Below are 25127 nucleotides of genomic sequence, written 5' to 3'. Positions count from 1 at the left end.
ATAGAGTGATTCACATTCGGTCAAGTGCAATGCTGCATAGCAAAATGTTGAATCGCACCTATAAATTATAACGGACTTCATCCACAGAATGCAATGTTCATAAATTGGTTGGGCAGCTAATTTTCAGCACTGGCCGCTGCGGCAAAGCTTATCGCAACCGATGTGCCGACATCCAGCTCGCTTTTTACGGCAAAGGAAGAGTCCCGGAAATGACGTATCCGCTTCTGCACATTGCCGAAGCCAACACCGCTGCTGAACTGCTGATCAAGCAGCTGCTGCAGCTTTTGCTCCGACATGCCGACTCCGTCATCAGAGACGACCAGAGTGAGTATTCCTTTGTCGGCGCTCGCCGCAACAGTAATCGTCCCGCCTTCCGGCTTGCGGTATAGTCCATGCTTGATAGCATTTTCAACTAAAGGCTGGATGCAAAAGCTTGGAACCATAACATCGAGCAAATGCTTAGGCACATTCAGCTCCAGCTTGTATTTATCGCCAAAGCGTGCCCGCTCGATATTGACATACACCTCGACCAGCTCCAGCTCTCTGCGAAGCGGCACCTCGTTCAAGCTTGACTCTATATCAAATACGAGCCGCAAATATTGGCTAAAATCAGTCAGCACCTGCGCCGCTTTGGGCGGATCAATATGACAGAGCGAAATGACAGTATTGATCGCATTGTAGACGAAATGCGGCTCGATTTGCGTTTGTAAAAAAGCGAGCTCATTTTGCAGCGCCAGCTCCATTGAGCTTTGAATCGCAAGCTGGCTTTTTACACGAGCAATGACTTCGTGCTTGACAAACGGCTTGCGAATATAATCATTAGCCCCCGCGGCAAAGCCTTGCTCCAGCTCCTCGGCCATGCCAACACTCATTAAAATAACAGGCAGCTCAATGATCGTAAATTGATTGCGGATTTCTCGACAAACCTTGATGCCGGATTGCTCCTGTAGTCCTATATCCAGAAGTACTAGATCGACACGATACGATTGCAGCATATGCAGTGCTTCTTCCCCGGAATATGCATACAGCAAATTGAACGACTCGTCCTGCAGCATCGTCAGCAGCGTTTGAATGTTGTAATATTGATCCTCAACAATAAGAATGGTGCGCTGCTGCTCCTTATGCTGGCCAAGCTCGCTCCAGGCTGGCATCAGCTGCTCGGCGCGGAGCTCGATTAACTGCTCGTTCACCTCATGCTGCTCCTGCGTGCGATAGCCAGACAAGCTGAGCTCAAAGCAATTGTGATTGCCTGCGCCAGGCTGCACTACCTCGAGCTTGCCGCCCATCGCCTGTATGATTTCACGTGTCATAAACAGGTTGAAGCCTATATCCGTATCATCCATAAAACTCGGATCAAACAAGCGTGCTTGCTTGACGCTGGACAACGGCTGTCCATCATCCTGAATATGAATGATCAGCTGACGCTTAGCCAATTTTGCCTCAATCTGCACCTGAGTTGCGCCCGCTCGATTGGCTGCTTGACGTATCAGCGTATACAGCACCTGTCTGACCCGCTCCTCGTCGCCAAGCACGATCAAGCCGGAATCGACATTCAGCTTGGCCTGTACGCCCTGCTCTCCGCCCAATACCGTAACTGCATCAATCGCCCGCTCCAGACTGGAACGCAGCGAAATCGGTTCGATGCGCAGCTTCAATTCATCATGCTTTAGCAAGGTAAGATCGATAACACCGCTCACCTGCTGAAGCATGCGCTGAGCGAGCCCATTTATAATTTTGGCTTGTCTGTACGCATCCGACTCCAGCCACTGCTCTTTCTTCTGCTCGCGCTGCAGCATTTGACCTGTCAGATTCATCATGCTGTCCAGCGGCGCTCGCAGGTAATAGGCTGTATTGACGAAAAAGTCCTCCTTGACCTGATCGAGCCGCTTCATGCGGTTCACATTGCGAATATAGCGGAAAGCGAGCACCAATTGACTCGCGACAACAAAAAGCGAAATCGCAATTGAGCCGATCGACTTATTCGACACAAAGCCAAAATTGTATAACAAATTATTGGAATAAGAAACCGTCCAGCATACAAGAATAATCATGTAAAGCAGCACCGAGTTCTGATTAAGCTGAAACTGATGCTTCCGCCATATCCGCAGCAGTCGCCACAGCATATATAGCATAATGACGAGATAATATAGCGAAATGTATTCGGTAAATTTTGAATGGATGCTGCTTTCTGTGAACAAGATGAAGGCAAGACTTATCCAATAGCTGATCATCGTCAGCTTATGAAATTTCGCAGACAGCAGCCCTTTTACTTCATGCACCAAATAAAGCTGCAGCATAATGCGCGTCCCGATTCGGCCTAGCCAAATCAGCTTGATTAGCAGCTCATACGGAATCTGCTCGACAAATCTGACAAGGTTGACCTCGCCGCCGCATAAAAACAGCAGTGACGTAAAGCCAAATAATAACGCAAAGTAAAGCGAGCTTAACGATCTTGTGTAGACTGCAATATAGAGATGATAAAGCATTATAATGAAGCAAAAGGCAGCGCCGCACAGCTCGATCGCAATTCCGAAGGCAGTCTGGCTGGCAATTTGATTGGCTTGCCCCAGCCAGATTGAGTAATGGTAGGCAAAGCCATACTGCGTATAGTTGGATACCTGCAGGATGATTTCCAGCTCGCTGGCATGCGGCTCAAAATACACATCGTATCCTTTGTTGCCCGGCTCGTACTGCTCCTCGTCCTGCGAAACAACACCATGTCCACCGAATTGCTCGCCATTAATATAAAGCACACTGCTGTGCCGAATATTCGAAAGCTTAAGCGCCAATGCTTTCTCTGTCAGCCCTTCAAGTGAAATATGCAGGCGGTATGTACGCGAGCCGATCGCTTCATCATTAGAGGAGGCTAGCCACTGCTGCAGGCTGCGAGTAGCTGTAGGGTCCAAATACCCCGTCATTTGCGGCACTTGCGTCGTTGAGCCAGCTTCTTGCTTTTGAAAATCAGCAGGGGTCAGCAGCTGGCCTTCGTACAGCTCCCACTCTCCTTTAAGCTTGATTGGACCTTTCTCATTAAAGCTCCACTCTGCAAGCTCGATCTCGCCTTTTATCGCCTGAGGAGAATCCACAGATTGAAACGGATGTGCAATAAGGATAAGTATCGTAAATAACAGCAAACCGATTATTATAATGAACGATAAAAATTTCTTCATCCGCGCGCTCCTCGTATCGTACTTAAACGCTCTAACATATGTATTTTTTCAAATTTATAAACAATTATTACTAAGCTTACCGACAATCCACGTATTTTGTCCATAGAAAAACGACGAAAAGGCATTTACTCGCCTTGAAACAAGGGAATAAATGCCTTTGCATGTAATTGATTATGAATCAATATGAAGTTCGTCTGTAGCTGCGATTATTGAGCAGCAACAAGAGAAAGCTTTTCAGCCGCAGCTTTAACTTTTTCAAGACCTTCAGCGATAATTGCTTCTGCTTGAGCAGGAGCCGCATTATGACCTTCGATGACAACCTCATCGATCACTTCCATACCGAACACGCCGCCAACTACGTTGCGCATATAATTAAGCGACATTTCCATTGGAGCAGCTTCTGGAGAAGAATAAACACCACCGCGAGCATTCAGGAAGATCGCTTTTTTGCTTGTTAGAAGTGGAACTAGCTGACCTTGCTCATTGTATTTGAAGGAATAGCCTGCTTGATATACGTAGTCAATGAAGGTTTGAAGCGCCGCTGGAATAGTCAGGTTCCAAAGCGGGAATGCAAATACAACAACGTCAGCAGCAGAAAGAGCATCCATAGCTTTTTGTTTTGCTGCAAGAAGACGTTTGTCCTCGTCAGTTAGAGTGCCAGCTTGCGCTCTGCCGAAAGCGTCGAAGAAGTCTTGACCGAAATACGGCATATCCTCTGCAAATACGTCAAAAGTAGAAACTTCAACTCCTTTTAGATTAGCAGCGAATGCTTCATACATTTTTGAAGATACCGCATCAGAAGCCGGGCGGTTGTTAGCTTTTACCAATAGAACTTTCATGTCTCTCATTCTCCTTTATGTTTGAACTTTATCTCTATTTTTGTTAGATGCCTTTTTATTATAACGCGTTCGCCCATAAAAATAAATAGCTACTATACAAAATAAAGTTACATATTTTTGACAGCCTATTTTGAACTTCCTTTATAAGGTTAAAATTCTACCTCAATCCCCAAGCCATACCGCTCGGACAACGTAATTAACGGGCCTTCACTTGTAATGCCGCCCTGAATTCTGCCATCTTCCTTTAAATACAGAAAGCTGTCCAGATCGCCATACACGATATTCGATCTGGCTGCGACTAATGCGGCAGCGGCTGAAATCCCGATTCGACTTTCCATCATGCAGCCGATCATGCATTGGTTTCCGTTTGCTTCGGCAATCGCATTAATTTGCAGCGCTTTATATAGTCCGCCGCATTTCATTAATTTAATGTTGATCAGATCGACCGCGTCTTTTTTAACGAGTTTCATCGCATCCTGCGGGGTAAAGCAGCTTTCGTCGGCCATTATTTTCACTGACGACCTGGAGCGAAGGTAGCTCAGTCCATCTAGGTCCCAATAAGGAAGCGGCTGCTCCACAACGTCTACTCCATACTGCGCCATGCTTTTCATAACGCGAAGCGCATCACCGACAGACCAGCCTTGATTGGCGTCCACCTTTAAATGAATCGCCCCACCAATCCGCTCTCTAATCTGCTTGATCGCTTCAATGTCATCATCTGGATTAAGCCCTGCCTTCACCTTAATAAAGCGAAAGCCTTGCTGTACATAGCTTACTGCTTCCTGAGCCATCGCATCTGGAGTCCCGATGCCAATTGTTCGATCTGTTTCGATTTGACTAATTGTACCACCAAGCAATTGATGGAGCGGAACTTGGGAGAATTTGCTCATAATATCGTAAAGCGCAATGTCAATCGCCGCCTTGGCCGAGGCATTGTTAACCAGTGCCCGATCCATTTTACGGTGCACAAGCTCAATTGCAAATGGATTCAAGCCGATCAGCTCGGCGCTTAGCAGCTTGATCGCATGAAGAATCATATCAACCGACTCTCCCGTTACGAAAGGAACTCCAATTCCTTCACCGTAGCCTACGATCCCTTCATCTGTTTCGATTTTTACCAGCACCGTTTCGCAATAGTCAATTGTTCCTATCGCAATGACGATAGGCTGCTGCAGCTCGAGCTTCAGCTTCTTCGCTTCAATCGCTCGAATTTTCATGCTCGTTCTCCTCCATTCTCATTCGCCTGCAGATGAGGATGGATGTTGCCCAGCACAGCAAACAGCTTCGCTTCTCGCTCGCCAGGATTATAAACCAAGTGCGGCACATTTTTCTTAAGGTAGATGCTGTCTCCTTCAGATAAATAGTACGTTCGCTTGTCCGTCCTGTACTCGATGCATCCTTCCAGCACATAGCAAAATTCTTCAAAATCATGCGAGACCATCTCATCATAATCGGCTTGCTGCGCTTCAAGACGAACGAGAATAACGGACATATCCGGTTTGCTGCCATCCTTTAGACGTGATGGCGTCATTAAGCGGTATTTTGCATTTGCCTGCTGAAAGCTTCTTGCTGTCGTCTCCTCTTCCGTCGTAACCAAAATATCGAGCGGTGCTTCATATTCCAATAAAAACAGCAGCTCAACATTTAAAATATTCGCCAATTGTCTAAGCACAGAAAGCGACGGCTCAGCCAAATTGCGCTCGATTTGCGATATATAAGCGGGCGTTACCCCTACCAAGTCAGCGAGCACTGTTGAAGACAGCCCTTTTGCCTGCCGCAGCTCTCTAATCTTTTCGCCCTTAAGCTTAAATGAAATCTCCTTCTTATGAATAATGGAACCTCCTAACTACCTGAATGCCTTCTTCTACTTGCCGGATTTGGCAGCCCATAATATAATAGCGGTTGCTTGTCCAGCATTATGAAAATAATGACCAGATTTCCTTGGAATAAACACACTTCCGCCTTTATTAATCCGAATCGTTTCATTGCCGCAGCGCAGCTCAAGCTCGCCTTCTACTACATAAATGCATTCGTCTGAATCTGTCGTCAAATCCTTTGTGGAAATTTGCCCTTGCGGCGGGATTTCCAACCGAATGACATCGATCTCTGGCGGCTCAGTGCTTCTCCATGCCAAAGGCGTTAAGACCTCGGACTCGTAATCCAAATTAACAAATTGAATTTGTGGTCGCTTCCCTTTACGGAACACCATCACATCTTCCTCTGTCACTTCCGCAAACAACATCGTCGCAGGAATGTCGAGCTGTTCTGACAAGCCTCTTAATACCGAAATTGATGGCTCCTGACGATTATTTTCCAGGTTGGATAAATAGCCGGTTGTAACGCCAACCCTGCCCGCCAGCTCGGCTAGTGTCAATTTTTTATTTTTTCTCGCGTCGCGCAATATTTCTCCCAGCATACTCTATGTCCTTTTTCGTTCATTTAATTTTGTCTTGTAAACTGTATTGGCTCCACAGTCGGCTCAAACGGGATGGAAAGCGAAGCAATTTTGCCATCTATTCCAGTAGCAAAAGATAGAGGCTGCGCCCCACCCAGCAGCTCAAAGGTAAAGATATCATAATGGAGATGCGCAACCTCCATCGCATTATGATGATACTTCATATGAAGCCGATCGTCCTTCAGCGTAATTTCAATTTCTCCGTAGCCGGGATGCACATAGTCGCCTACGTATTCATCCAATGCATGACTGTGCGGCTTGCCTTCGATCTTTGTCTCGTAAATGGCGCTCTGCTGCCCTTTCATCGCAGCGAGCAGCGCATTCATCCCATCCTGATAGGAGGTAAACCAGTTTTTCTCGCCTTGATGCCCTAGATAACGATCATAAATTTCCATTGATAAAGCCGTGCCAAACAGATTGCTGTTGGCGTTGGTCAAAATCGCACAGCCAATATTATGCCCAGGCATAAAAGATATGAGCGCTGAGCCGCCGCTCACATTTCCACCGTGATCGACTACTTTATGGCCGCGGAAGTAATCGACCGTCCAGCCTAGCGCATAGCCTGCTGTGACGCGCTCCGGGAAGTCAAACGGTAAAATTTGATAAGGAAGATTAGGCTTGTGAAGCTCGTTGAACAGTGCTGCGTCAATGAGCGAATCTTCTCCTGCTTTCCCGCCATTCATTTGAAACGCAATCCATTTGGCAAGCTGATCGGCCGTTGTATTAATCGAACCGGCAGGTCCCATTGCGTCGATTACGAGCGGCTCATTTTCCTGATTGACGCCGCTTGCATCCGGTGTATACAGACGAGCATATTTGCCGCTTGCATCCGGGTATGGAATTGAGAAGCTGTACTCGTTGATGCCTAGCGGCGCAAACAAACGCTCCTCTACAAATCGCTCCCATGTTTGCCCGCTCACTCTTTCAATAAGGTAGCCAAGCGCCGCATACATTTGGTTGGAATACTGGAAGCCGCTTCTGAATGGCAAATTATTTTTGAGATGACGCAGGCGATTCAGCACAAGATCCTCCCGCTTCATATCATCCCATTTATACCACATCAGCTCATGTCGTGGCAGGCCTGTGCGATGACAAAGCAAATCACGAGGAGTCGCTTGGGCTGTTGCGACGGGGTCAGAAAGCTCAAATTCGGGGATATAGGTACGAATTGGCGCGTCCAGCTTCAGCTTTCCTTCACTCGCCAGCAAGGCAATAGCCGCCGCTGTAAATGATTTGCTGGAGGACCCGATAGGCAAAATATGCTCCTTGGTCATCGGAACTTGCGCTTGCAGATTTGCATAGCCGTATGACGCGGAATGAATAACCTCTCCATCCTTAACGATCGCTACCTGGGCGCCGGGGACATTCAATTCAGACATCGCTTTCTCAATTAACTCGTCCAGACCACTCAAAATACTGTTGTTCATTACATACCTCCTGTTAATAATCATTTAAATTGCTCAATTTTCAGACTATTTTTATGTTTATCATTTTAAAGCTCTGAATGTAATTGTCAATATAAAAATGATCATTTTTATTCTATAGTTTACATCAGCAAGTGAATTCGATTAGAGCGAACTTGATTAGAGTGAACTGAATGGAAAAACGGATTGAAGTTGGCAAGAGGCTGAGGAAAATAACGAGTAAAAAGAGTAATATACAGAGGAGTATAAAGCGGCATATATAATGGAAGCAAAAATTTGATTGGTGTTAATAAGCTAACAAAATGCTGTTACAGTTAATAGGACCCAGCTCTCCCGAGCATAGCGGAAAGAGTTTTGACAATCGTTTGCACAAATGATTGCAGCAACACGTCCAAACGCCTTTCGGGAGAGCTAAGCCTTTAGCTTAGGCTGGGCCATCTATCTATATTGAGAAGATCAATAGTTCGTTTACAGCTTGATTTCACTGCCCTGCTGAGACGAGCGATAGATCGCATCCAAAATTTGAATCATATGCACGCCATCCTCAGGTGTAATCGTTGGCGATTGCTCACCCTTTACACATTTAATAAAGTGAATAATATTTTGCACATGCTGCGGTTGACCTCCTTGCGGCAGCTCCGGCTTCTCAGCTACCACCTGACCATCTCGCTCCACATACAGCGTCAGCTCATCGTTAATGATCGAGAAGCCCGCTTCCGTACCGCGCCATTCAATAAATTTCTGCTCACGCTCAACATTGGACGCCCAGCTGAATTCAATTTGCAGTGCAGCTCCATTAGTAAAACGAATAAAGCCCATCGCCATATCCTCAACGTCGAATGTTCCGCTCGGCACTTGACCGTCTGCATCCGGGCGATCAGCGAATTTGCGATAGGTTGATCCGCTGACTGTAGTTGGAACTGGGTTGTCATTCAGCCACATCGCCAGGTCAATCATATGCACGCCAAGATCGATGAGCGGGCCGCCGCCAGACAGCTCCTTCGTTGTAAACCAGCCGCCGCGCCCTGGAATGCCGCGCGTACGCACCCAGCCGCAGCGTCCTGCATATAGCTCGCCAAAGAAGCCTTGCTCCATAAGCTGCTTGACATGCTGGGCTGCCGCCGTAAAGCGATTATTGCGCATTACCATTAGCACTTTGCCGCTTTCACTAGCGATGTCCGCCATTTTCTGCGCTTCCTCCGGATTAATCGCATCCGGCTTTTCGCAAAATACATGCTTGCCTTGCTTCAGGGCATCAATCGCAATAATCGAATGAAACTTGTTTGGCGTTGTAATACTAACGATATCGATATCATCCCGAGCAATAAGCTCTTTATAATCGGTATATACACTGGCTCCAGGAAAATCCTGCTCCGCCGCCCTCGCCAGCTCGGCATTCGCATCACATACAGCGACTACTTGAACGCCATCAGCCTCAGCCGCCTTCCAACCTTCCAAATGCGCATAGCGATAAATCCCGCCAGTCCCAATAATCCCAACTCTTAGCATGAAGAAACCTCCTAAATCTTGTTCAAATGTACCTGCCATAAGCTTGTTTCTTAGCTTAGCATATCACAAAATAATGGTATAATAAAAAGAAACGGAGTTGATGTATAAGATGTCAGATTTGCTCGATCCTCGAAATGATTTTGTTTTCAAACGAATCTTTGGCAGCGAGGAAAATAAAGATGTGTTGCTTGCATTCTTAAATCGAACATTTACCGAGTCTAACGAACCGCCTCTGACAGAAATTGTATTACTCAACCCATATACCGAGAAGGACACTCCCCTAGATAAACAATCTATTTTTGATATTTGGGCAAAAACGATTGAGGGTAAACTAATTAACATCGAGATGCAGCTTTTCAATAAATACGATATAGAGAAACGGACACTATATTACTGGAGTAAACGCTATTCCAGTCAACTTCAAGAAGGGCAGACTTATAAGGAATTAAAAAAATGTGTCACGATTAATATTCTGAATTATTCTTTTATTAAAAATAATCGCTACCACAATGTATTTCACCTTAGAGAGGATCATACAGGATTGGAGCTTTGTGATGATATCGAAGTCCATTTTATGGAGTTAACTAAGCTGGATGATCAACACATTCCGCTAGACGGAGGGTTAATTAACTGGTTACTTTTCCTGAAAGGAGCCGACAAATCGAATTGGGAGGTGCTCAAGATGAACGAACCTACTTTGAAAAAAGCGATGGATACTCTCGAATTTTTAAGCCAAGATCGTGAAGCGCGTCGCTTATATGAGGAGCGTCAAAAGTATTTGCATGACGAAGCCTCTATGATCGAATGGGCCACAGAAAAAGGCATGGCGGAAGGCGAGCATAAAAAAGCAATTGAAATTGCCAAAAACTTGCTTGAAATGGGGCTCGATGTTGATGCCATCGCAAAAGCAAGCGGGCTTTCTAAAGAGGAAGTTTCAGCACTCGCCTCGAACAATATCGCGAAGCAATAAACCGGCCGACTTAGCTTATGCTCCCCACTATCTATTGCATTGCAATCGCCCAGCCCTTGCGCGCACTACGCAAGGACTGGGCGATTTTTTGCGCCGCCGCAAAATCGGCTGGGCCAATTGCCGGAGCAGCAACATCTGTGCTCCACGCTATTCTGCTTTAACCGTTACTGCACTCCCCCACAAGGCAGTACCTTCCGCTTCAGATACAACTGAGAAGGTCATAACATCCTGCTTGGTCAGCTCATCGTATTGGCGTAGAAACACACCATGATATACGACTCCATCAATCGTCAAGGATGCATTATGCTCTCCGCCAAGCTCCCAGCTTCCTGATAGCGCGCCTGTAATGCTGCCATCGGCTGCCAGCTCAACGACTACCGAATTTTTCACTTCTGCTGAAATGTCTCGGCCATGGTTGATTAGCTTATAAGAGCCTGCAACTTCTTCTGCTGTATACGATCCTATCGTTTCACCTGAATAGCGATGAGGCGCCATCACAAACCAGCCATCCTCATTCAAAAACATTTGATGTACGCGAATTTCATGCTCCTCACCGCGATACGGGAAGCGTGTATGGAAAATGTTGAAGTATTTGCCGCTTTCCTCGTCGTAGTAGGTGGAGTTGTGTCCTGGAGAAATATATCCCGCGCCTACGCCACCTCCGCTTTCACCAGCCTCGCGCCGAAACAGGAAGTTGCCGACGAGCTTGACGCCGTAAGGCTCGATTGCACGATCATCAAAAAATGTTCCCGCTGCCCCTTGTGCATCTATTAAATCATTGCCCATCGAATCCACATATGGTCCGTCCGGCGTTTTTGAGCGGGCAACTCGTAGATTATAGCCTCCGTTGGCATCTAACCCGCCGAAGGACAAGAATAAATAGTAGTAATCCGTCTCCGGGCTATATTGAATATATGGCCCTTCAATCCGCACATGGTTTTTGCCAAGCAGCTTTTTGCCATAGCCCTGATCCGGCAATGGAAGTCCGGTTTTCGGATCTAGCTCCATGATGAAAATACCGCCTGAATAAGAGCCGTATACCATCCACAACAGGCCTTCTTTATCAAAAAATACATGCGGGTCAATCGCGTTAGGATGGACAGTCGCATCATATATTGTTCCGTCCTCGCTCTTCTGTCCCCACATTCCCGACTTCAAAAACATACCCAAATCTTGAAACGGTCCTTCAGGAGAATCCGCTACAGCCAAGCCAATCGCTGCGCGCGGTGAATCTCCCTTGCACACACTATAATAGAAATAATATTTTCCGTCTGCCAGCTGGATGACGTCCCCGGCCCAAAATGTTTCAGTTTGCCCCCATTCCAGCGCTTCGGCCATTTCTTCCTTCACATTTGGAATAAGTGGATTGCCGTCAACAACACCTGAGCCAATCAGCGTCCAATTCATTAAATCGGGACTTTTGGCAGCCGCCAAATGCGAGCCGTAAACATAAAACATACCATCTGCATAAATCACCGAAGGATCATGCACGGAAGCGTTGCTAAACACAGGCGTACCCTCTTCTATTATTTGCTCTGTTGGAGCAGGCGTTGCAGCCTGCTCCTCATCTTGCTGATCATCCTGCTGCTCGTTCATTTCAGCTTGCTGCTCTTGCGGCTCTGGCGACGGAACTGGCGTCGCGTCCTTGCTGCAAGCCGCAACAAGCATTACGGCTGCAGCAAAGCTTACAGCATAGATCCAAGTTTTTTTCATTGCTCCTCCTACAAACTTTATTCGCCGGCAATACCTGCACGCTCAACGCTTTCTACAAAATAGCGCTGTACGAACAGATACAGAATCAGAATCGGAATAACAGACAGCACGACTCCGGCCATCATCTGATTCAATACGGTTGGCGCCATCCCGATTGCACCCGAGGATACACTGGAGCTCATTTGCTCCGCCGTCATCGTTGCTTTACCGTAGAAGCCGTTCATGCGCTGCGCCAGATTGTAAAATGGCGGAAGGCGCAAATAAAGGCTCGGCTGGAAGTTGTCATTCCAGTGCCATACGACCGAGAATAGAAATACGGTAATCATCGCTGGCCGCCCAAGCGGGAACATAATTTGCCAGTAGGTGCGGAAAGCTCCTGCGCCGTCAATACGCGCCGCTTCCTCCAGTACGGCAGGCATGCGACGATAAAACTGGATAAAGATCAGGATAAACAATGCGCCTTGCAAGCCATGTCCGAAAGCCGCCGGCACAATAAATGGCAAATGTGTGTTGATCCAGCCAAGATCGCTGAAAAACATGTACAGCGGTACGACGATCGTTTGCGGCGGTACAAGAAATGTAAAGATCAATAGCACGAACCATACCCCATACAGCGGAAAGCGATAGCGGGCAAAGCCATAGCCAATCATCGAGCATGATACAATTTGCAGCAGCGCACTGCCAAACGAAATGATCATACTATTCGAGAAGCCCTGCCAATACTTCATTTCAGTGAATGCCACTCGATAATTGTGAAAGTTCAGCTCATGCGGAATCCAGCGTACCGTTGCATCCGCTACATCCCAGGTTTGCATCAGTGATTTTGATACCATATAGAGCAATGGATACAAGAAGATGAACGCCAGACTGAGCAATACAAAATAGTAGAACGCATTGCCTACGAAATTTTTGCTCTTTTTGATGGTGTAAAACTTCACAGCAGGATCAATCTTATCGCTCATCTTTAATTTGTCTACAATTGCTTGCGGATTCGCCATATTGTTACCTGCCTTCCATCGAGGATAAGCTTCTTCTAAACAGAAGGAATACGATGCCGATCATAATAAAGATCAGTACAAAGTAAATCCAGCCTAGCGCCGAAGCATATCCGTAATCATTGTCTGCAAATACCCGTTGATTAATATAATCCATTACGCCGTTGTCTGCACGTGTAAACGAGCTGACCATCGTAAACAGCGTATTTACTAGAATCATAGGCATAATCATCGGAAATGTAATTTTCCAGAAGCTTTCCCATTTGGTCGCGCCGTCACATTTCGCAGCTTCATATAAAGCTGGTGAAATCGTCTGCAAGCCTGCAAGGAAAATCAAGGTCTGTACGCCCGCATCCCACATGACGATCGTCAAGGCATCGGCATATTCCAGCAGGTTCATAAGCAGGTCGCTCGGAATAAACAGCCGCAGCGTACTATATAGGTCATAGTCCATAAAGATTGGCAAATTCGCTGCCCCTTGCTCCATCAGCTTCTTCAAGGTCGAGCCGGAAGCGATAATGACCGGCAAAAAGAAGATGCCGCGGAAAACCATTCGCCCGCGAAAACTGCGATTAAGCAGCAGCGCGCTCGCCATTGAGAAAATCAATACAAGCGGCACATGCGTCAGCATATTCGTAAATGTACTCTGCAGCAGCGGTAGAAACTGAACGTCAACCGTAAACGCCGCACGGAAATGCTGCGTTCCTACATAATCAGCAATCAGACCCGATTTGCTGGGCGACAGGTTTTGAAAGGAATAATAGATGGAGCGCCCTAGCGGGACGGCCATAAACGCTAAAAACCCAACAATCCAAAGACTGATGAAGGAATAGCCTTCAAGTATATGTCTCATTCTCATATTCATTTTAAACTTCATGCTGCTTCCTTCACCCCTTATTCCACGTATAGTTCAAGCTTTTGATCGTAATGCCGTCAACCGTTACATCCTCATTGTTGTAATTGACGATTACCGTTGTGCCATTGCTGTACGTTGTGCGGAAAACACCAGCAGCCAATTGCTCATGGTTCATCATTTGCTGACCAGCAATCGCCTCATACATTGGCTGCAGCTCCTGGAATTCCGCTGCAATCGGTTCGATCCAATCATCAGCATAGGAGCTGAACAAGCGCGTTGCTGCTGTACGATGCAGCTTGCTGCTCAATTCTCCTGTCAGCTCTGCGCTTGGCAAAGCACCGTATTCGATCGCCTTCAGCCATTCAACCGTTGCATCCTCGCGCAAATTGATCGGTCCCGCATAATACGGCACCAGGCCGTGCAATACCAGCTGATAGAATGGCACTGCTTCATCGGTATACGTATAATTGCTATGGTAAAGCGGAGCATCCTCAATCCGGTCAACGATGCCCAGTGCATAAGCGTTGCCGTATTCCACCGCAACAGAGCCTACCTGATCCTTCATGAGCTGCATGCTTTCGATCCAGGCTCCCGCTGCTACCGAACGATCCGTAATCGAGGCTTTATCCTCATCGGAGTAGATCAGCTTGCCCATATATTGCAGCTGAACGCCATCCACGCCGAAGTCGGCAAAATCATCTACCTGCTTTTTCACATATTTATTAAGCGCTTGCTCAGGCTTCAAGTAATGGAAGCTGAAGCTGTTGCGGCTCCAGCGGTCACTCGGCCAGTAAAGCGTAGCAACCAGCAGCTCACGGTCCATGCCGCGCACCGCATCCTTGCGCTCGTTGTATTTGCCCGTTTGCTCAAACGGCTTAACGTAATTCGCCTTCAAATAAAGCGGAACGTTCTGCTCATTGGCAAAGCTGATCAGGCTCTCCAGCCCTTTCTGTCCACCCAGCTGGCGTGCTGCTTTATGCTGCGGCTGAGCACCATAAACGCCATTCTTCGTCCAGCCGTCATACGTCGCAACAATATTGCTTACCCCGCTCGCCTTCAGCCTGCTAATAATATCTTGCGCCTGCTTGAAGGTCGTCATCTTAATGAAAGTGTCGCCGATAATTTCCTCGCGCAGAATGCCGCCAAACAGCTTGAGCGACAAATTAGGCGTTTGATCGGCAACTGGCACAACACCTTGCTCTTTAATTAAATAATCGCGATATGCCTTGGCCATACCAACATAATTCGCATCCTTCTGCTCCAGCAGCACATATTCCGCACTGCGATTTCCTGGAATCATTTGCCCCTGGAAATACGGAATTTGCCCGGAGTTGCCGATGAAAATCGTGTCGTTTTTGCGATACATAAATTCAACGGCACTGCGATAGACCGGAATCGCGCGAATGCCCGCAGGAGTGGCATTGATTTTCGCTTCATATTGGCCGTCCTTCACGATGGCTAGCGAGCCAATCCCGTTGCGATACATGCCGAATACAGGCAGCGCAATGCTCTCACGAACTGTATTGGCGCGTTTCACGCCATTGTCGAGCATATCATGCGTTTGCGTTAAAAACGTTGTATCATTGCCATAAATATACTCGGAATAGCCCTTCAAGTATTGCTCATGATTGGTACGGAAATGAAGCAGCGCACCCGAACCGTCAGGGATAAGCATAGCGCCAGTGTCCGTCTCCAGTGCGCCATTGAAAAATGGCAGCGGCTCAAGGCTCGTCAAGCGGGCTGTACCGCTTTCCACAATACTTTCAAATGGAATATCGAGCTGCAGGCCGCGCTCGGTCAATGTATAAATCATTTGCAGTGCAATGCCCTCTGCTCCAAAGTTAATATCTAGCACGACCCGATCGCCATCAACCTTGTAGCTGGTAGCCGTCGTGCTATCCTTGAGCGAATAAGTCGTCGTAATATCCGAGCCTTCGGTAAAGCGCAAATGCAGCGGTGAATCAACAAATTTTTTGTTGTTAGGCGGCAGCGTCGACGGAACCTGAGGCGCGCCCAGCCACTCTGTGCCTGTCTTATTGCTAACTACACGCACATTGCCCGTTTTCTCGTCCAAATATAGCGTAAACTGCTCATTGCGCAGCACCTGCTTCGTTGCCGTAATATCCGACAGCGTCACTTCGCCTTCTGCTCCGGCAGCTCCTGCAACAGCTCCAGCTCCAGCAGCAGCACCGCCTGCTGCTTCAGCTTCCGTATCTGCTGCTGACGCTTCTGCACCCTCAGCGCCAGATGCTTGCTGCTCAGCTGCAGCTGCTTCAGCCTCTGCTCCTTGCTCATCAGCCCGCTCGGCATAAATCCCGCTCAGTGAATGAAGCGCAGACGACTGGCTGAGAAGGACAACGACAAGCAGCATTACGGTAAGCAGCCTTTTCCACTTCATGTTTGATACCTTCATTACGCAGTCCTCCTATCCTCTTAGTCTTAATTCCTTCACAATATCCAGCAGGAAATTTACAAACTGATTAGCAAGACCATACAATAAAATGCACACGAACCATAAAATTAGCACCGCTATAATGCTCAGCAAGCTAATAAACAATGTTTTCGGCAAATCAAAGTTGTGCAGCACTTTAACCTTCAGCAGAAACAGCCAGATTACCCAGGCGTAAATGCCGTAGGTTAGCAAATTTACGATTCCCGCTTCATCAAGCGCCAAAAACTGCGTCAAAAGCGTAACCGGAATAATTAAAATGATATAAGGGACGAGCGCATAGGCGCTGCCATAGACAATTTCAACAAACTTGCCTTCCCCGTCAAGTATCGCCGCAACCGCCCAATGTGCTACACACCATGTAAACCACGGGATAAAGATCCAGATCGCTTCCTGTAAAATCGATATTTGATACGCTTCTCTCGTTTCAAAGGAAAAGCCCAGCAAATAGATTGATATAACGCGAGCGATATAGGCGCATATAATTAATGCAACTGCTTGCTTGATCCGCACCATGCCTGGACTTTGAATGTCCTCAAAAAAGTCGAATGGACGGAAAATGATTTTATGGATCATAACGAATGGACTCATACCGTCTCACCCTCCTTTGCCACTGCTTGCACTGCTGGTTGCGCACCTGCATTAAGCTGCTGCTTCGATTTTTCCTTCACCTTGCGGGCCAGCCATCTTGTCAGCTTCGGAATATAAATGCGAAGCAATATGAACAGGACAATGATGCCAATCGCAACGACAGCAAAGTTTTCCTTAATCAATTCCTTGCGATATTCCTTGAAGGCCATCGAGTAATCGCCGCGGGCGCTGGCCAGCTTGAAGTACTCCATCGCTTCCTTATATTTTTCTTCCTTGTACAATGCTTTGCCGATCGCTTGATAAGCCATTTCGTAGTTGCTGTTAAGACGAATAACCTCGGCCCACATTTCCTTCGCTTCATCATAGCGTCCATCAACATAAAGGGTTGACGCTTTTTGCACGAGCTCGGCAAATGGCGTTTTGCGGAACACCTCGATCGTATTGCGACCGCGGTCCACGACATAAATATCGCCGTCAGCCGTTTGCGCCAAATCGGCAGGTGTTGTAAACATGCCGCGCTGCTCGCCTACTCCACCGAAAGCAAACAGGAAGTTGCCCAGCTTGTCGTACTGAAACACCTTGCTCGTCTGCAAGTCGAGCGCCGTTATAATACCGTTCTGATCAACAGAAACGCCGATGAAGGACGGCATGGAAAACGGTCCTGCGCTGTAGAAGTCACCATATTGACGCTGCATGCCTATGTTCAGCGTATCGACGCCAACTGGCGACAGGCGCTTGATCTGATTGAACGCTTCGCCAATCGTTGTCGTATACATAAAGCCTTCCTTGTCGATATCAAGGTTGGAAAACTCCGCTGGACGTACCGTCGCAATCTTTTGCTGCTGCGACTCTGTCGCAATTAAGCGAATCAACAGGCGCGACCAGCTGAAGCCCACGTGGTTGGCACCGTAGAAGCCTTTAAATTGACCAGTTGGGTCAAGCTGAATCAACCCTTGTGTATTGCCATCGCTGACAACATACATATAATCGCGCTTATCCAAAATAATTTTCGATGGCGAATAGGAGAAGGTAGAGCCGATCAACGGACTTTCCGGCTTCAAAAACTCCTTCTCGAATTGTCCGTCCTTATTGAAAATGACGATCCGCCCATTTTTCGTGTCGGCGACATAAATCGTCCCGTCTTCCTTCACATAAACACCCTTCGGCTCGCTCAGCTTGCCTGGACCTTCCGCATCGCCGATCGTGCGTACATATTGATGCTGCTTATTCAACTGAACGATGCGGTTATTGCCCGCGTCCGCTATGTAAATCATCCCGTCAGCTGTAATAAACAATGATTCAGGTCGAACGAGCGCGCCAGATTCCAGATCAAGACCTGTAATTGAGCCTTCGTATACAAAGCCTGCTATCGAACGAATATCCTGTCCTTGTGAATTAATCGTATAGCTTTCATAGGGCGTAGCCGCATTGGCGGTTGAAGCTAGCAAGGACATCATAAACGTCATGAGCACGATGATTCGCACTTTTTTCAAGCTTTTCATCCTATGTCCCCCTATTCCTTCAAGCCCGAATGAGCCATCGTTTGAAGCACCATGCGCTGCGTTCCGATAAAGACAAGCAAGGTTGGAATAATCATCAGGAAGCTCGCAGCAGCGAAGGTGCCGACACGCGCTATGACCCCGACCCCGCCTTGAATCGTCTGAATCGCAAGCGGCAAGGACTTCATATTTTCACTCGTCGTATAAACCATCGCTGGATAAGGATCATTCCATGCTGTAATGAAGCTGAACAGCGCAAAGGTTGCAATAGCCGGCTTCAGCATCGGCATTACGATCGACCAGAAAATTTTCCATTCGCTGGCGCCGTCAATTCTCGCTGCCTCCAGCAAGGCGTCAGGAATTTGCCGCAGAAACTGCACCATCAGGAACATTCCGACCGGAGCAGCAAGATAAGGCAAAATCAAGGCAAAGTACGTGTTCATCAAGCCGGATTTGCTCATAATCAAATATTGCGGAATTTGCAATACTAGCGGCGAGAACATAAGCGACGCTACGATAAGATCAAAGAAAAACTTTTTGAATACCATATTGTGCTTGGCTAGCGGATACGCTGCCAAAGCCGAAATAATAACGCCGCCGCCGACAATGCCGGCCGTTACAATTATGCTGTTGAAAATAAAGCGAATAAAAGGCACCGTTGATGTTCCTGTAACGAGCAACAGGTCGCGAAAGTTAACCAGCGTTGGATTCATTACAAAAAATCTAGGCGGGAACAGGAACAGCTCGCTGATCGGCTTCAATGCCGTCGATGCCAAATATACAAGCGGCATTAGCATAAGCAGCCCAAAAGCTGTTAGAAAGGTGTACAGAACGATGCCGCCCCAGTCTATTTTTCTTCTAATTGATCGCAATCGAGACACCATTAATCCCTCCCTAACAGATTAAAGATTAAGCGGTTCAAGCCCATCATCAGCAAGAACAGTACAACGGCAATCGCTGATGCGTAGCCCATTTCAAAACGGATAAAGGCATAATCGAACAAATGCGTCAGAATCGTATGACCCGCATACAATGGGCTCGGCAAGCCGACAAGCTGAACGCTAATGTCGAATACTTGAAGCGAGGCAACGACCTGCATAACCGCACCAAACAGAAGCTGCGGCTTAACCGATGGAATCGTAATGTACCATAGGCGCTGCCAGCGATTGCGAATGCCGTCAATATCGCCTGCTTCATATAAATCCTTCGGCACGTTTTGCAAGCCTGCAAGAAAGGCCAGGAAGCCTACCCCCATGCTCATCCATAGCGATACGATAACGATAACCGGCACGATTGAACGAATATCCTGCAGAAACAGAAACGGTTCATCCATAATGCCGAGCTGAATCAGCCAATGATTGAGCAAGCCCTTACGGTCGCCGGCGAACAAATACAGCCAAACGACAGACATCGCCGTACCGCTGGCAATCGACGGTGTATAGAAGCAAAGCGTGTAAAAGAAGCGATATTTTCTCGGAATCTGGCTAATCAGCCAAGCGAGCAAAAACGCCATAATATAGCCAATTGGTCCCGTAATAATCGCAAACTTCAACGTAATGCCAACTGCCTGCATAAAAATATCATCTTCAATGAACAGCAGCTTGTAGTTGGAGAAGCCGATAAAGCGCGGCGACTCCAAAATGTTATAGTACGTAAAGCTGAGTGACATCGAAATAATAATCGGAACTACGATAAACAGCGTAAACAATAGCAGGAAGGGCGCTACAAAAAGCAGCGACACCTTGCTGCGCTTCACATCCGCCCAAAACCATTTGAGCTTCTGCTTCAAGCGGGACTCAGAACGAGGCAACACTGCACCTGCCTGACTCTCTGTTTTTTCAGCTATCATTCTGTCGTCCCTCCTTGATCTTCTTTATCCAGACCGAATTCTTCCCGCTTCTTGGCGAGCTCTTTATTAATCTCTTTCACGCCGTCCTCAACGGATTCACGGACAATTCGGCCGTTCAATACAATTTCATTCCACATATTTGCAACATAACGAGTTGTGTAGTAGCCGCCTAGCACGACCTCGCGCTCGCGGAACCACTCCCATTGCTCAAGAATGGCTTCAATGTCTTCTGCTTGCCAAGGCAAACGCTGCAGTGCTTCAACATTCGCTGTATTCCAGCGCGCTTCAACACCAAGCAGTGCTTCCAGCTCAGAACCAAAGCGCTCTTGCGCATCGGCACTCGTCCACCATTTGAGGAACTCCCAAGACTGCTCCGGATGATCGGTATCCTTGAAAATCATACCGGTTTGCGCCAAGCCGCCTGTTGAGCGATTGATTTTGCCATCCTCCTGCATGATGCCTGGCATTGGCTTCATTCCCCACCAGCCTGTCAGCTCAGGAGCTGCGGTAGACAATAGAATATAAGTCGAGTAGTCCGCTACACCAATCGGCATTTCGCCCGAACGGAATCGGTTGTAGAAATCAGCCTGCTTCTCGATTTTGTAGTTGGTAAACAGTCCCGTCCACATTCTCATCGCTTCAATCGCTTCTGGAGAATCAAGCGCTGACTTGCTGCCGTTTTCCGTATAAAACTCCCCGCCATGCTGGAACAGGAATGGGGCAAATTCGTTGATCGCCTGCTTCGTATCATTGATCGCATGCGGATAATAGAAATCCATCCCGTTTTGCTGCAGGATCGGGATCAGCTCCATTACATCATCCCATGTTTCAGGCATATCCTCTTCATCGTAGCCAAGCTCCGCCATAATGTCCTTGCGATAGAACAGCATGTAGAAGTTCTGATTTTCAGGCAGCGCGTAGTTTCCGCCGTTGTATTTGTACGGAATAAGCGCACCTGGACGGAAGCGAGCTGCCACTTCCTCATAGTCATCGAAGCTGCCCAGATCGACCAATGCGTTACGTACCGCAAAGTCAATCGGCACCTCTCCATCGACGCCTAGTGCGACATCAGGAGCAAGTCCTGATGTATTGGCCAGCATCAGCACCTGCGACTGATTGGCAGGAATAACGTTTACATTCACTTTGATGCCAGTCTCTGGCGTGAAATCCTCATCAATCATTTGCTTAATAATATCGACCCAGTCTCGACCGCGAGCGATCCAGACATCGAGCACCTCTTCATCCTCATCGTATACCGTACCTACACCGCCATAATTTTTTCTAAAGGTCATCAGCAGGTCATTGATGCTGTTGCCGATCCGAATATAAATTGGCGCAGCAGGACGCGGCCAATCCTGATCAGGCGATTTCACAATAATGTAGTCGATTAGCAAGCTTTGCTTGCTTAGGCCGTTTACCCATAGGCCAAGCGCAGATTGCAGCTCTCTGAATTGATTTAGACGCGCTGGAATCGAGCGCGTATTGTCTGCCATGTCGACAAGTACGCCTCTCGCTTCATACAGCGTACTAATTTCGGAGCTGCCTTCATCAACGCCAAACAGCGCCAACAGCGTAATAGCATCCTCAATACTCCACGCCATATTTTGCAGGCGCTCGACGATGCCAGGAATGTTGCGGTCAAGCTTCCAATCTGCATTCGGGTCAGGGTTAGTGCCTGTAACGCGAATGACCTCGCGCGTAAGCTCGCTCATCTTTTGCGTCGTGTCGGTTACAAGCTCCAGCACCTCACCGAGATCGCCGACCTGCACTTCCATACGGATCGTGTTTTTGCCTTCCTTCAGATAGAACAAATAGTCTTCCTCATGCGATTGACTGAGGTTGCTAATTTGCCATTCCTGCTTGTAAGGAAACGGCACTGAATTCATTTCAATGAACGGAAGCTCTCCGTTAATATATACTTTGCGCTGTACCGGGAATCCGTTAAGGAACCATTGTCCAAAACGAATGCCTATATTATATAAGCCGCTTTCTGGCACTTCGATTTCCCATTCCGCCCATTGACCACCATCGCGCCAGCTTAATCCTCCAAAACTATTAAGCACGATCGCTTCACTATTAAATGGAACAGTGTCAGGCTCGCGGTCTTCTATTCGTTTTAAAGTGGGATCAGATCTTAACGTAGCAAGCTCGGCCTGGAACGTCATATAGTGACCAGTCGTCTCCTTAAGATTGTCCTGCTTGTATTGCGCAGACACCTCTTCGTATGTAGGAACGACCTTTGGCGCATAAATATGCAGCTGTCCGATTGCTCCCGGCTCGCGAATCGCTTCGATTCTGATGCTGTGCTTGCCCTTGCTAAAATAGAAGCGGAAGCTTTCCGCTACCTTTGCCTCTGCATCAATAAAGTCGCGGTATTGCCATCCGAACACCTCTTCACGCTTCGGATTATACTCATTGCCCTGATTGTCGTACCAAGGCTCGCCATGCTCTCGCCACATGCGTTGAAATTTTACTTGCTTCGCTTGATAGAACGGATATTCTCCGTCAACCTTTATACTTCTAACAAGGCCGGAGCGCTTGCCTTCAAGCGCATAATAATCCATGCCAATCGCATAAAATCCATCCTGGGGAATATCTATCTCGTATTCAACCCAGCTATTTTCATCGCGCAGCGCGATGACTTCACCAAATTGTCCGTCAAGATTGCGCTCAACTGTTGTTCCAGTTTCACTAATTGCACTGTAATCGATTGAAGGAACGATAATATGCACATCCTTAACGTCGGATGCGCCTTGATCAACATGACCGTAATAATATTTGTAATAGCTTTGCTCCAAAAGTGCAGCTGTTTTCTCTCCATCCAATAAGGAGGCTTCATTCAAGTCAGTATGGCGCGGCACATCGGCCATCACATTTTGATCAAAACTGCGATTGTTATACCACCATATCGAAATGGACGCCAAAGCAATCAATATCAATATGGTCCCTGTATATTTCTTCAAAAATCTGACCAAGCGGCTCCCCCCCAATCATAATCAAGTATTGTTCGGCTTATGCGGCAAACAATCCGAATCAAGTCGGGGCGACTTGATTCGGATAGAAGCACTACAATTGTTATTTACCTAGATCAGCCTTAAGCTTGGCGATATCCTCTGCCAGCATCGACTCTACATCTTCCTTCGCCAGTTGCAGCGTTGTACGGGAGTCAACGTTGTTGTCGAGCGCATCGAGAATACGAGGCACCCAAATTCCCCATGCCGCGCCGTCAAGCGGGTTCAAGCGTTTCGTCGGAATATTAGCTGCGATTTGCTCATAAAGCTTGTAATCCTGCTGACCGCCTAGGAACTCGCTTTCATGGCTAGCGTACCAATCCTGCTGTGCAATATCAGTGTAGCCTGGCTGAATCGAGTATTTTGTCCAAATTTCCCAAGCTGTTTGTGAACGCATTGCCCATTGCAAATACACCCACGCCGCTTCTTTGTTGTTGGATTGAGAAGGAATAACGAAGCTGGAGCCGCCAATCGGGAAGTTGATATCAAACGGCAGATTCGTTACTTTCCATTTGCCAGCTTGCTCCGGGAAGTTAATTTCCAAGTCACGCGCACCCCAAGAGCCTAGCGCCAAGCCGATCAATTGACCTGATTGAACTAGCGGCTTGCCTTCTTCAGTGCCATAAGCCAAATGCGGTGCCCAGCCTAGCTGATTGCCGCGCTTCGTATAGTCAAGCACTTGTACAAGCTTATCGGTTTCACGAACCCAAGCCAGATTATCATCGAAATAGCCGATCTCATCACCAGCCCAGTGAATCGGACCGTCACGCCATTCCATTACTTGCTTTCCTTGTGCAGCAGCAGCTTGTGCCAGCTGCAGGAAGTTTTCGCCATCCTTAATGAATTCGCCCAGCTCTTCAGGATCGCTCGGGAAGCCAAGCTCCTCTATAATATCGGCGCGGTAGTACCATACACCTGGCGTAGAATCCCAAGGCATGCCAAGCAATTGTGTACCGTCTGGGCTCATCCAGCGCTCCCAGTTGTATGCAGGAACCAGATCTTTATATTTCCCTGCGTTATATGGTTCTTCAAGCAGGTTTTCAAGCACCCCGCCAGTTACATAGCGCGTAAAGTTGCCAACCTCAACCTCGGCGATATCAGGTGCGCCTGTACCGCTGGCCAGAGCTGTTTGCAAGTTGTCATGCAGCTCAGCAAATGGCACAAATACAGTGTTTACTTTAATATTCGGATATTCCGCCATAAACGCAGCCGCTACTTCCTCGAATACGTTTTCATTAAATACCCAAATCGTTACTTCACCAGATACATCCTTGCCGAAATCCTCTTCAACGCCTCCTGCTGTTCCATTTCCAGCGCCTCCGTTATTGGAGCCTTCTGCATTTGCAGGTGTGCTTGTCGCATTGCCATTGCCGTTGCCGCTATTAGAGCCCGAATTGCCACCGGAGCATGCTGATAGAACCAAAAGCAATGTCAGTAGTACGAACATCATTTTGCTAGATTTTGCAAATTTCATGTCTTTACCTCCCAATTTGTGTTTGTTGGAGAATCTGTGATGTGTGACCCCTGATGTAGTCTTAAATTAACATAAACATTAACAATTTGACTCGTTTTCGCTATTTTTCTCGCATTTTGCTTTGACCGAATTAACTTTTTATTAATCCATGTTGCAATCGCTTACACATGCATTAAAAAAGAAAATTTCAAATATGAAAGGCGAGAAGAAAGCGCAATCATCAAATCAACGCTTATCGTTTATGTCTTTGTTAATAGATTACTTATTTATTAATGATTAGTCAATACATAAACAATAAACTTTCTACATTTTTTTTAATCAAT

The 25127-nt window shown here is 47.3% G+C and carries 18 protein-coding genes; 1 reads left to right on the top strand and 17 read right to left on the bottom strand.

Features of this window, described 5'->3' with window-relative positions:
• Positions 1–116 precede the first annotated feature (116 nt).
• The 7 genes from KJS52_RS10610 to KJS52_RS10580 all read right to left on the bottom strand — a co-directional run bounded on the left by KJS52_RS10610 (position 117) and on the right by KJS52_RS10580 (position 9397).
• A complete protein-coding gene (locus KJS52_RS10610; RefSeq protein WP_213514785.1) occupies positions 117–3170 on the bottom strand; it encodes a hybrid sensor histidine kinase/response regulator in 3054 nt (1017 codons plus the stop codon).
• Positions 3171–3376: 206 nt separating this feature from the next.
• A complete protein-coding gene (locus KJS52_RS10605; RefSeq protein ID WP_213514783.1) occupies positions 3377–4009 on the bottom strand; it encodes an FMN-dependent NADH-azoreductase in 633 nt (210 codons plus the stop codon).
• 149 nt (positions 4010–4158) lie between these two features.
• Complete coding sequence (locus KJS52_RS10600) at positions 4159–5226, bottom strand: mandelate racemase/muconate lactonizing enzyme family protein (protein ID WP_213514780.1); 1068 nt, start codon at positions 5224–5226, stop codon at positions 4159–4161.
• Positions 5223–5798 carry a helix-turn-helix domain-containing protein gene (locus KJS52_RS10595; RefSeq protein WP_281425588.1) on the bottom strand — a complete coding sequence of 192 codons (576 nt, stop codon included), beginning with the start codon at positions 5796–5798 and terminating at the stop codon, positions 5223–5225. Before KJS52_RS10595 ends, KJS52_RS10600 begins: the two co-directional genes overlap by 4 nt.
• 75 nt (positions 5799–5873) lie before the next feature.
• Positions 5874–6425 carry a helix-turn-helix domain-containing protein gene (locus KJS52_RS10590; protein WP_213514777.1) on the bottom strand — a complete coding sequence of 184 codons (552 nt, stop codon included), beginning with the start codon at positions 6423–6425 and terminating at the stop codon, positions 5874–5876.
• Between the two features lie 23 nt (positions 6426–6448).
• Positions 6449–7891, bottom strand: coding sequence for a serine hydrolase (locus KJS52_RS10585; RefSeq protein WP_213514775.1), 1443 nt, complete (start codon positions 7889–7891; stop codon positions 6449–6451).
• 465 nt (positions 7892–8356) lie between these two features.
• On the bottom strand, positions 8357–9397 hold the full coding sequence (locus KJS52_RS10580) for a Gfo/Idh/MocA family protein (protein WP_213514773.1): 1041 nt from the start codon (positions 9395–9397) through the stop codon (positions 8357–8359).
• Positions 9398–9506: 109 nt separating this feature from the next.
• Here KJS52_RS10580 and KJS52_RS10575 point away from each other — a divergent pair, with 109 nt between their 5' ends.
• Positions 9507–10367, top strand: coding sequence for an Rpn family recombination-promoting nuclease/putative transposase (locus KJS52_RS10575; RefSeq protein WP_213514771.1), 861 nt, complete (start codon positions 9507–9509; stop codon positions 10365–10367).
• A gap of 147 nt (positions 10368–10514) precedes the next feature.
• On the opposite strand, the gene abnB is transcribed toward KJS52_RS10575, so the two are convergent.
• The 10 genes from abnB to KJS52_RS10525 form a co-directional block, all read right to left on the bottom strand.
• Positions 10515–12080 carry an arabinan endo-1,5-alpha-L-arabinosidase AbnB gene (gene abnB, locus KJS52_RS10570; RefSeq protein WP_281425582.1) on the bottom strand — a complete coding sequence of 522 codons (1566 nt, stop codon included), beginning with the start codon at positions 12078–12080 and terminating at the stop codon, positions 10515–10517.
• A 17-nt stretch (positions 12081–12097) separates the two neighbouring features.
• Positions 12098–13078: a carbohydrate ABC transporter permease gene (locus tag KJS52_RS10565; RefSeq protein WP_213514769.1), complete on the bottom strand. Its 981-nt coding sequence runs from the start codon at positions 13076–13078 to the stop codon at positions 12098–12100.
• A 4-nt stretch (positions 13079–13082) separates the two neighbouring features.
• Entirely contained in the window at positions 13083–13934 is an 852-nt protein-coding gene (locus tag KJS52_RS10560) for a carbohydrate ABC transporter permease (protein ID WP_213514767.1), read from the bottom strand.
• Between the two features lie 28 nt (positions 13935–13962).
• Entirely contained in the window at positions 13963–16344 is a 2382-nt protein-coding gene (locus KJS52_RS10555) for a DUF5696 domain-containing protein (protein WP_213514765.1), read from the bottom strand.
• A gap of 12 nt (positions 16345–16356) precedes the next feature.
• Positions 16357–16971 (bottom strand): YIP1 family protein, encoded by a 615-nt coding sequence (locus tag KJS52_RS10550; RefSeq protein WP_213514763.1) that lies wholly within the window; start codon positions 16969–16971, stop codon positions 16357–16359.
• Positions 16968–18473, bottom strand: coding sequence for a hypothetical protein (locus KJS52_RS10545; protein ID WP_213514761.1), 1506 nt, complete (start codon positions 18471–18473; stop codon positions 16968–16970). Before KJS52_RS10545 ends, KJS52_RS10550 begins: the two co-directional genes overlap by 4 nt.
• A gap of 11 nt (positions 18474–18484) precedes the next feature.
• On the bottom strand, positions 18485–19351 hold the full coding sequence (locus KJS52_RS10540) for a carbohydrate ABC transporter permease (RefSeq protein ID WP_213514759.1): 867 nt from the start codon (positions 19349–19351) through the stop codon (positions 18485–18487).
• A gap of 2 nt (positions 19352–19353) precedes the next feature.
• Positions 19354–20319: a carbohydrate ABC transporter permease gene (locus KJS52_RS10535; RefSeq protein ID WP_213514758.1), complete on the bottom strand. Its 966-nt coding sequence runs from the start codon at positions 20317–20319 to the stop codon at positions 19354–19356.
• Entirely contained in the window at positions 20316–23294 is a 2979-nt protein-coding gene (locus KJS52_RS10530; RefSeq protein WP_213514756.1) for an extracellular solute-binding protein, read from the bottom strand. Before KJS52_RS10530 ends, KJS52_RS10535 begins: the two co-directional genes overlap by 4 nt.
• A gap of 100 nt (positions 23295–23394) precedes the next feature.
• Positions 23395–24804, bottom strand: a complete 1410-nt coding sequence (locus KJS52_RS10525) for an ABC transporter substrate-binding protein (RefSeq protein WP_213514754.1) — start codon at positions 24802–24804, stop codon at positions 23395–23397.
• Positions 24805–25127 lie beyond the last annotated feature (323 nt).

This window comes from Paenibacillus montaniterrae (assembly GCF_018403185.1).
In the GTDB taxonomy this organism is placed as follows: domain Bacteria; phylum Bacillota; class Bacilli; order Paenibacillales; family Paenibacillaceae; genus Pristimantibacillus; species Pristimantibacillus montaniterrae.
The sequence above is the reverse complement of the archived record's forward strand: the minus strand, read 5'-3'. Positions and strand labels throughout refer to the sequence as shown.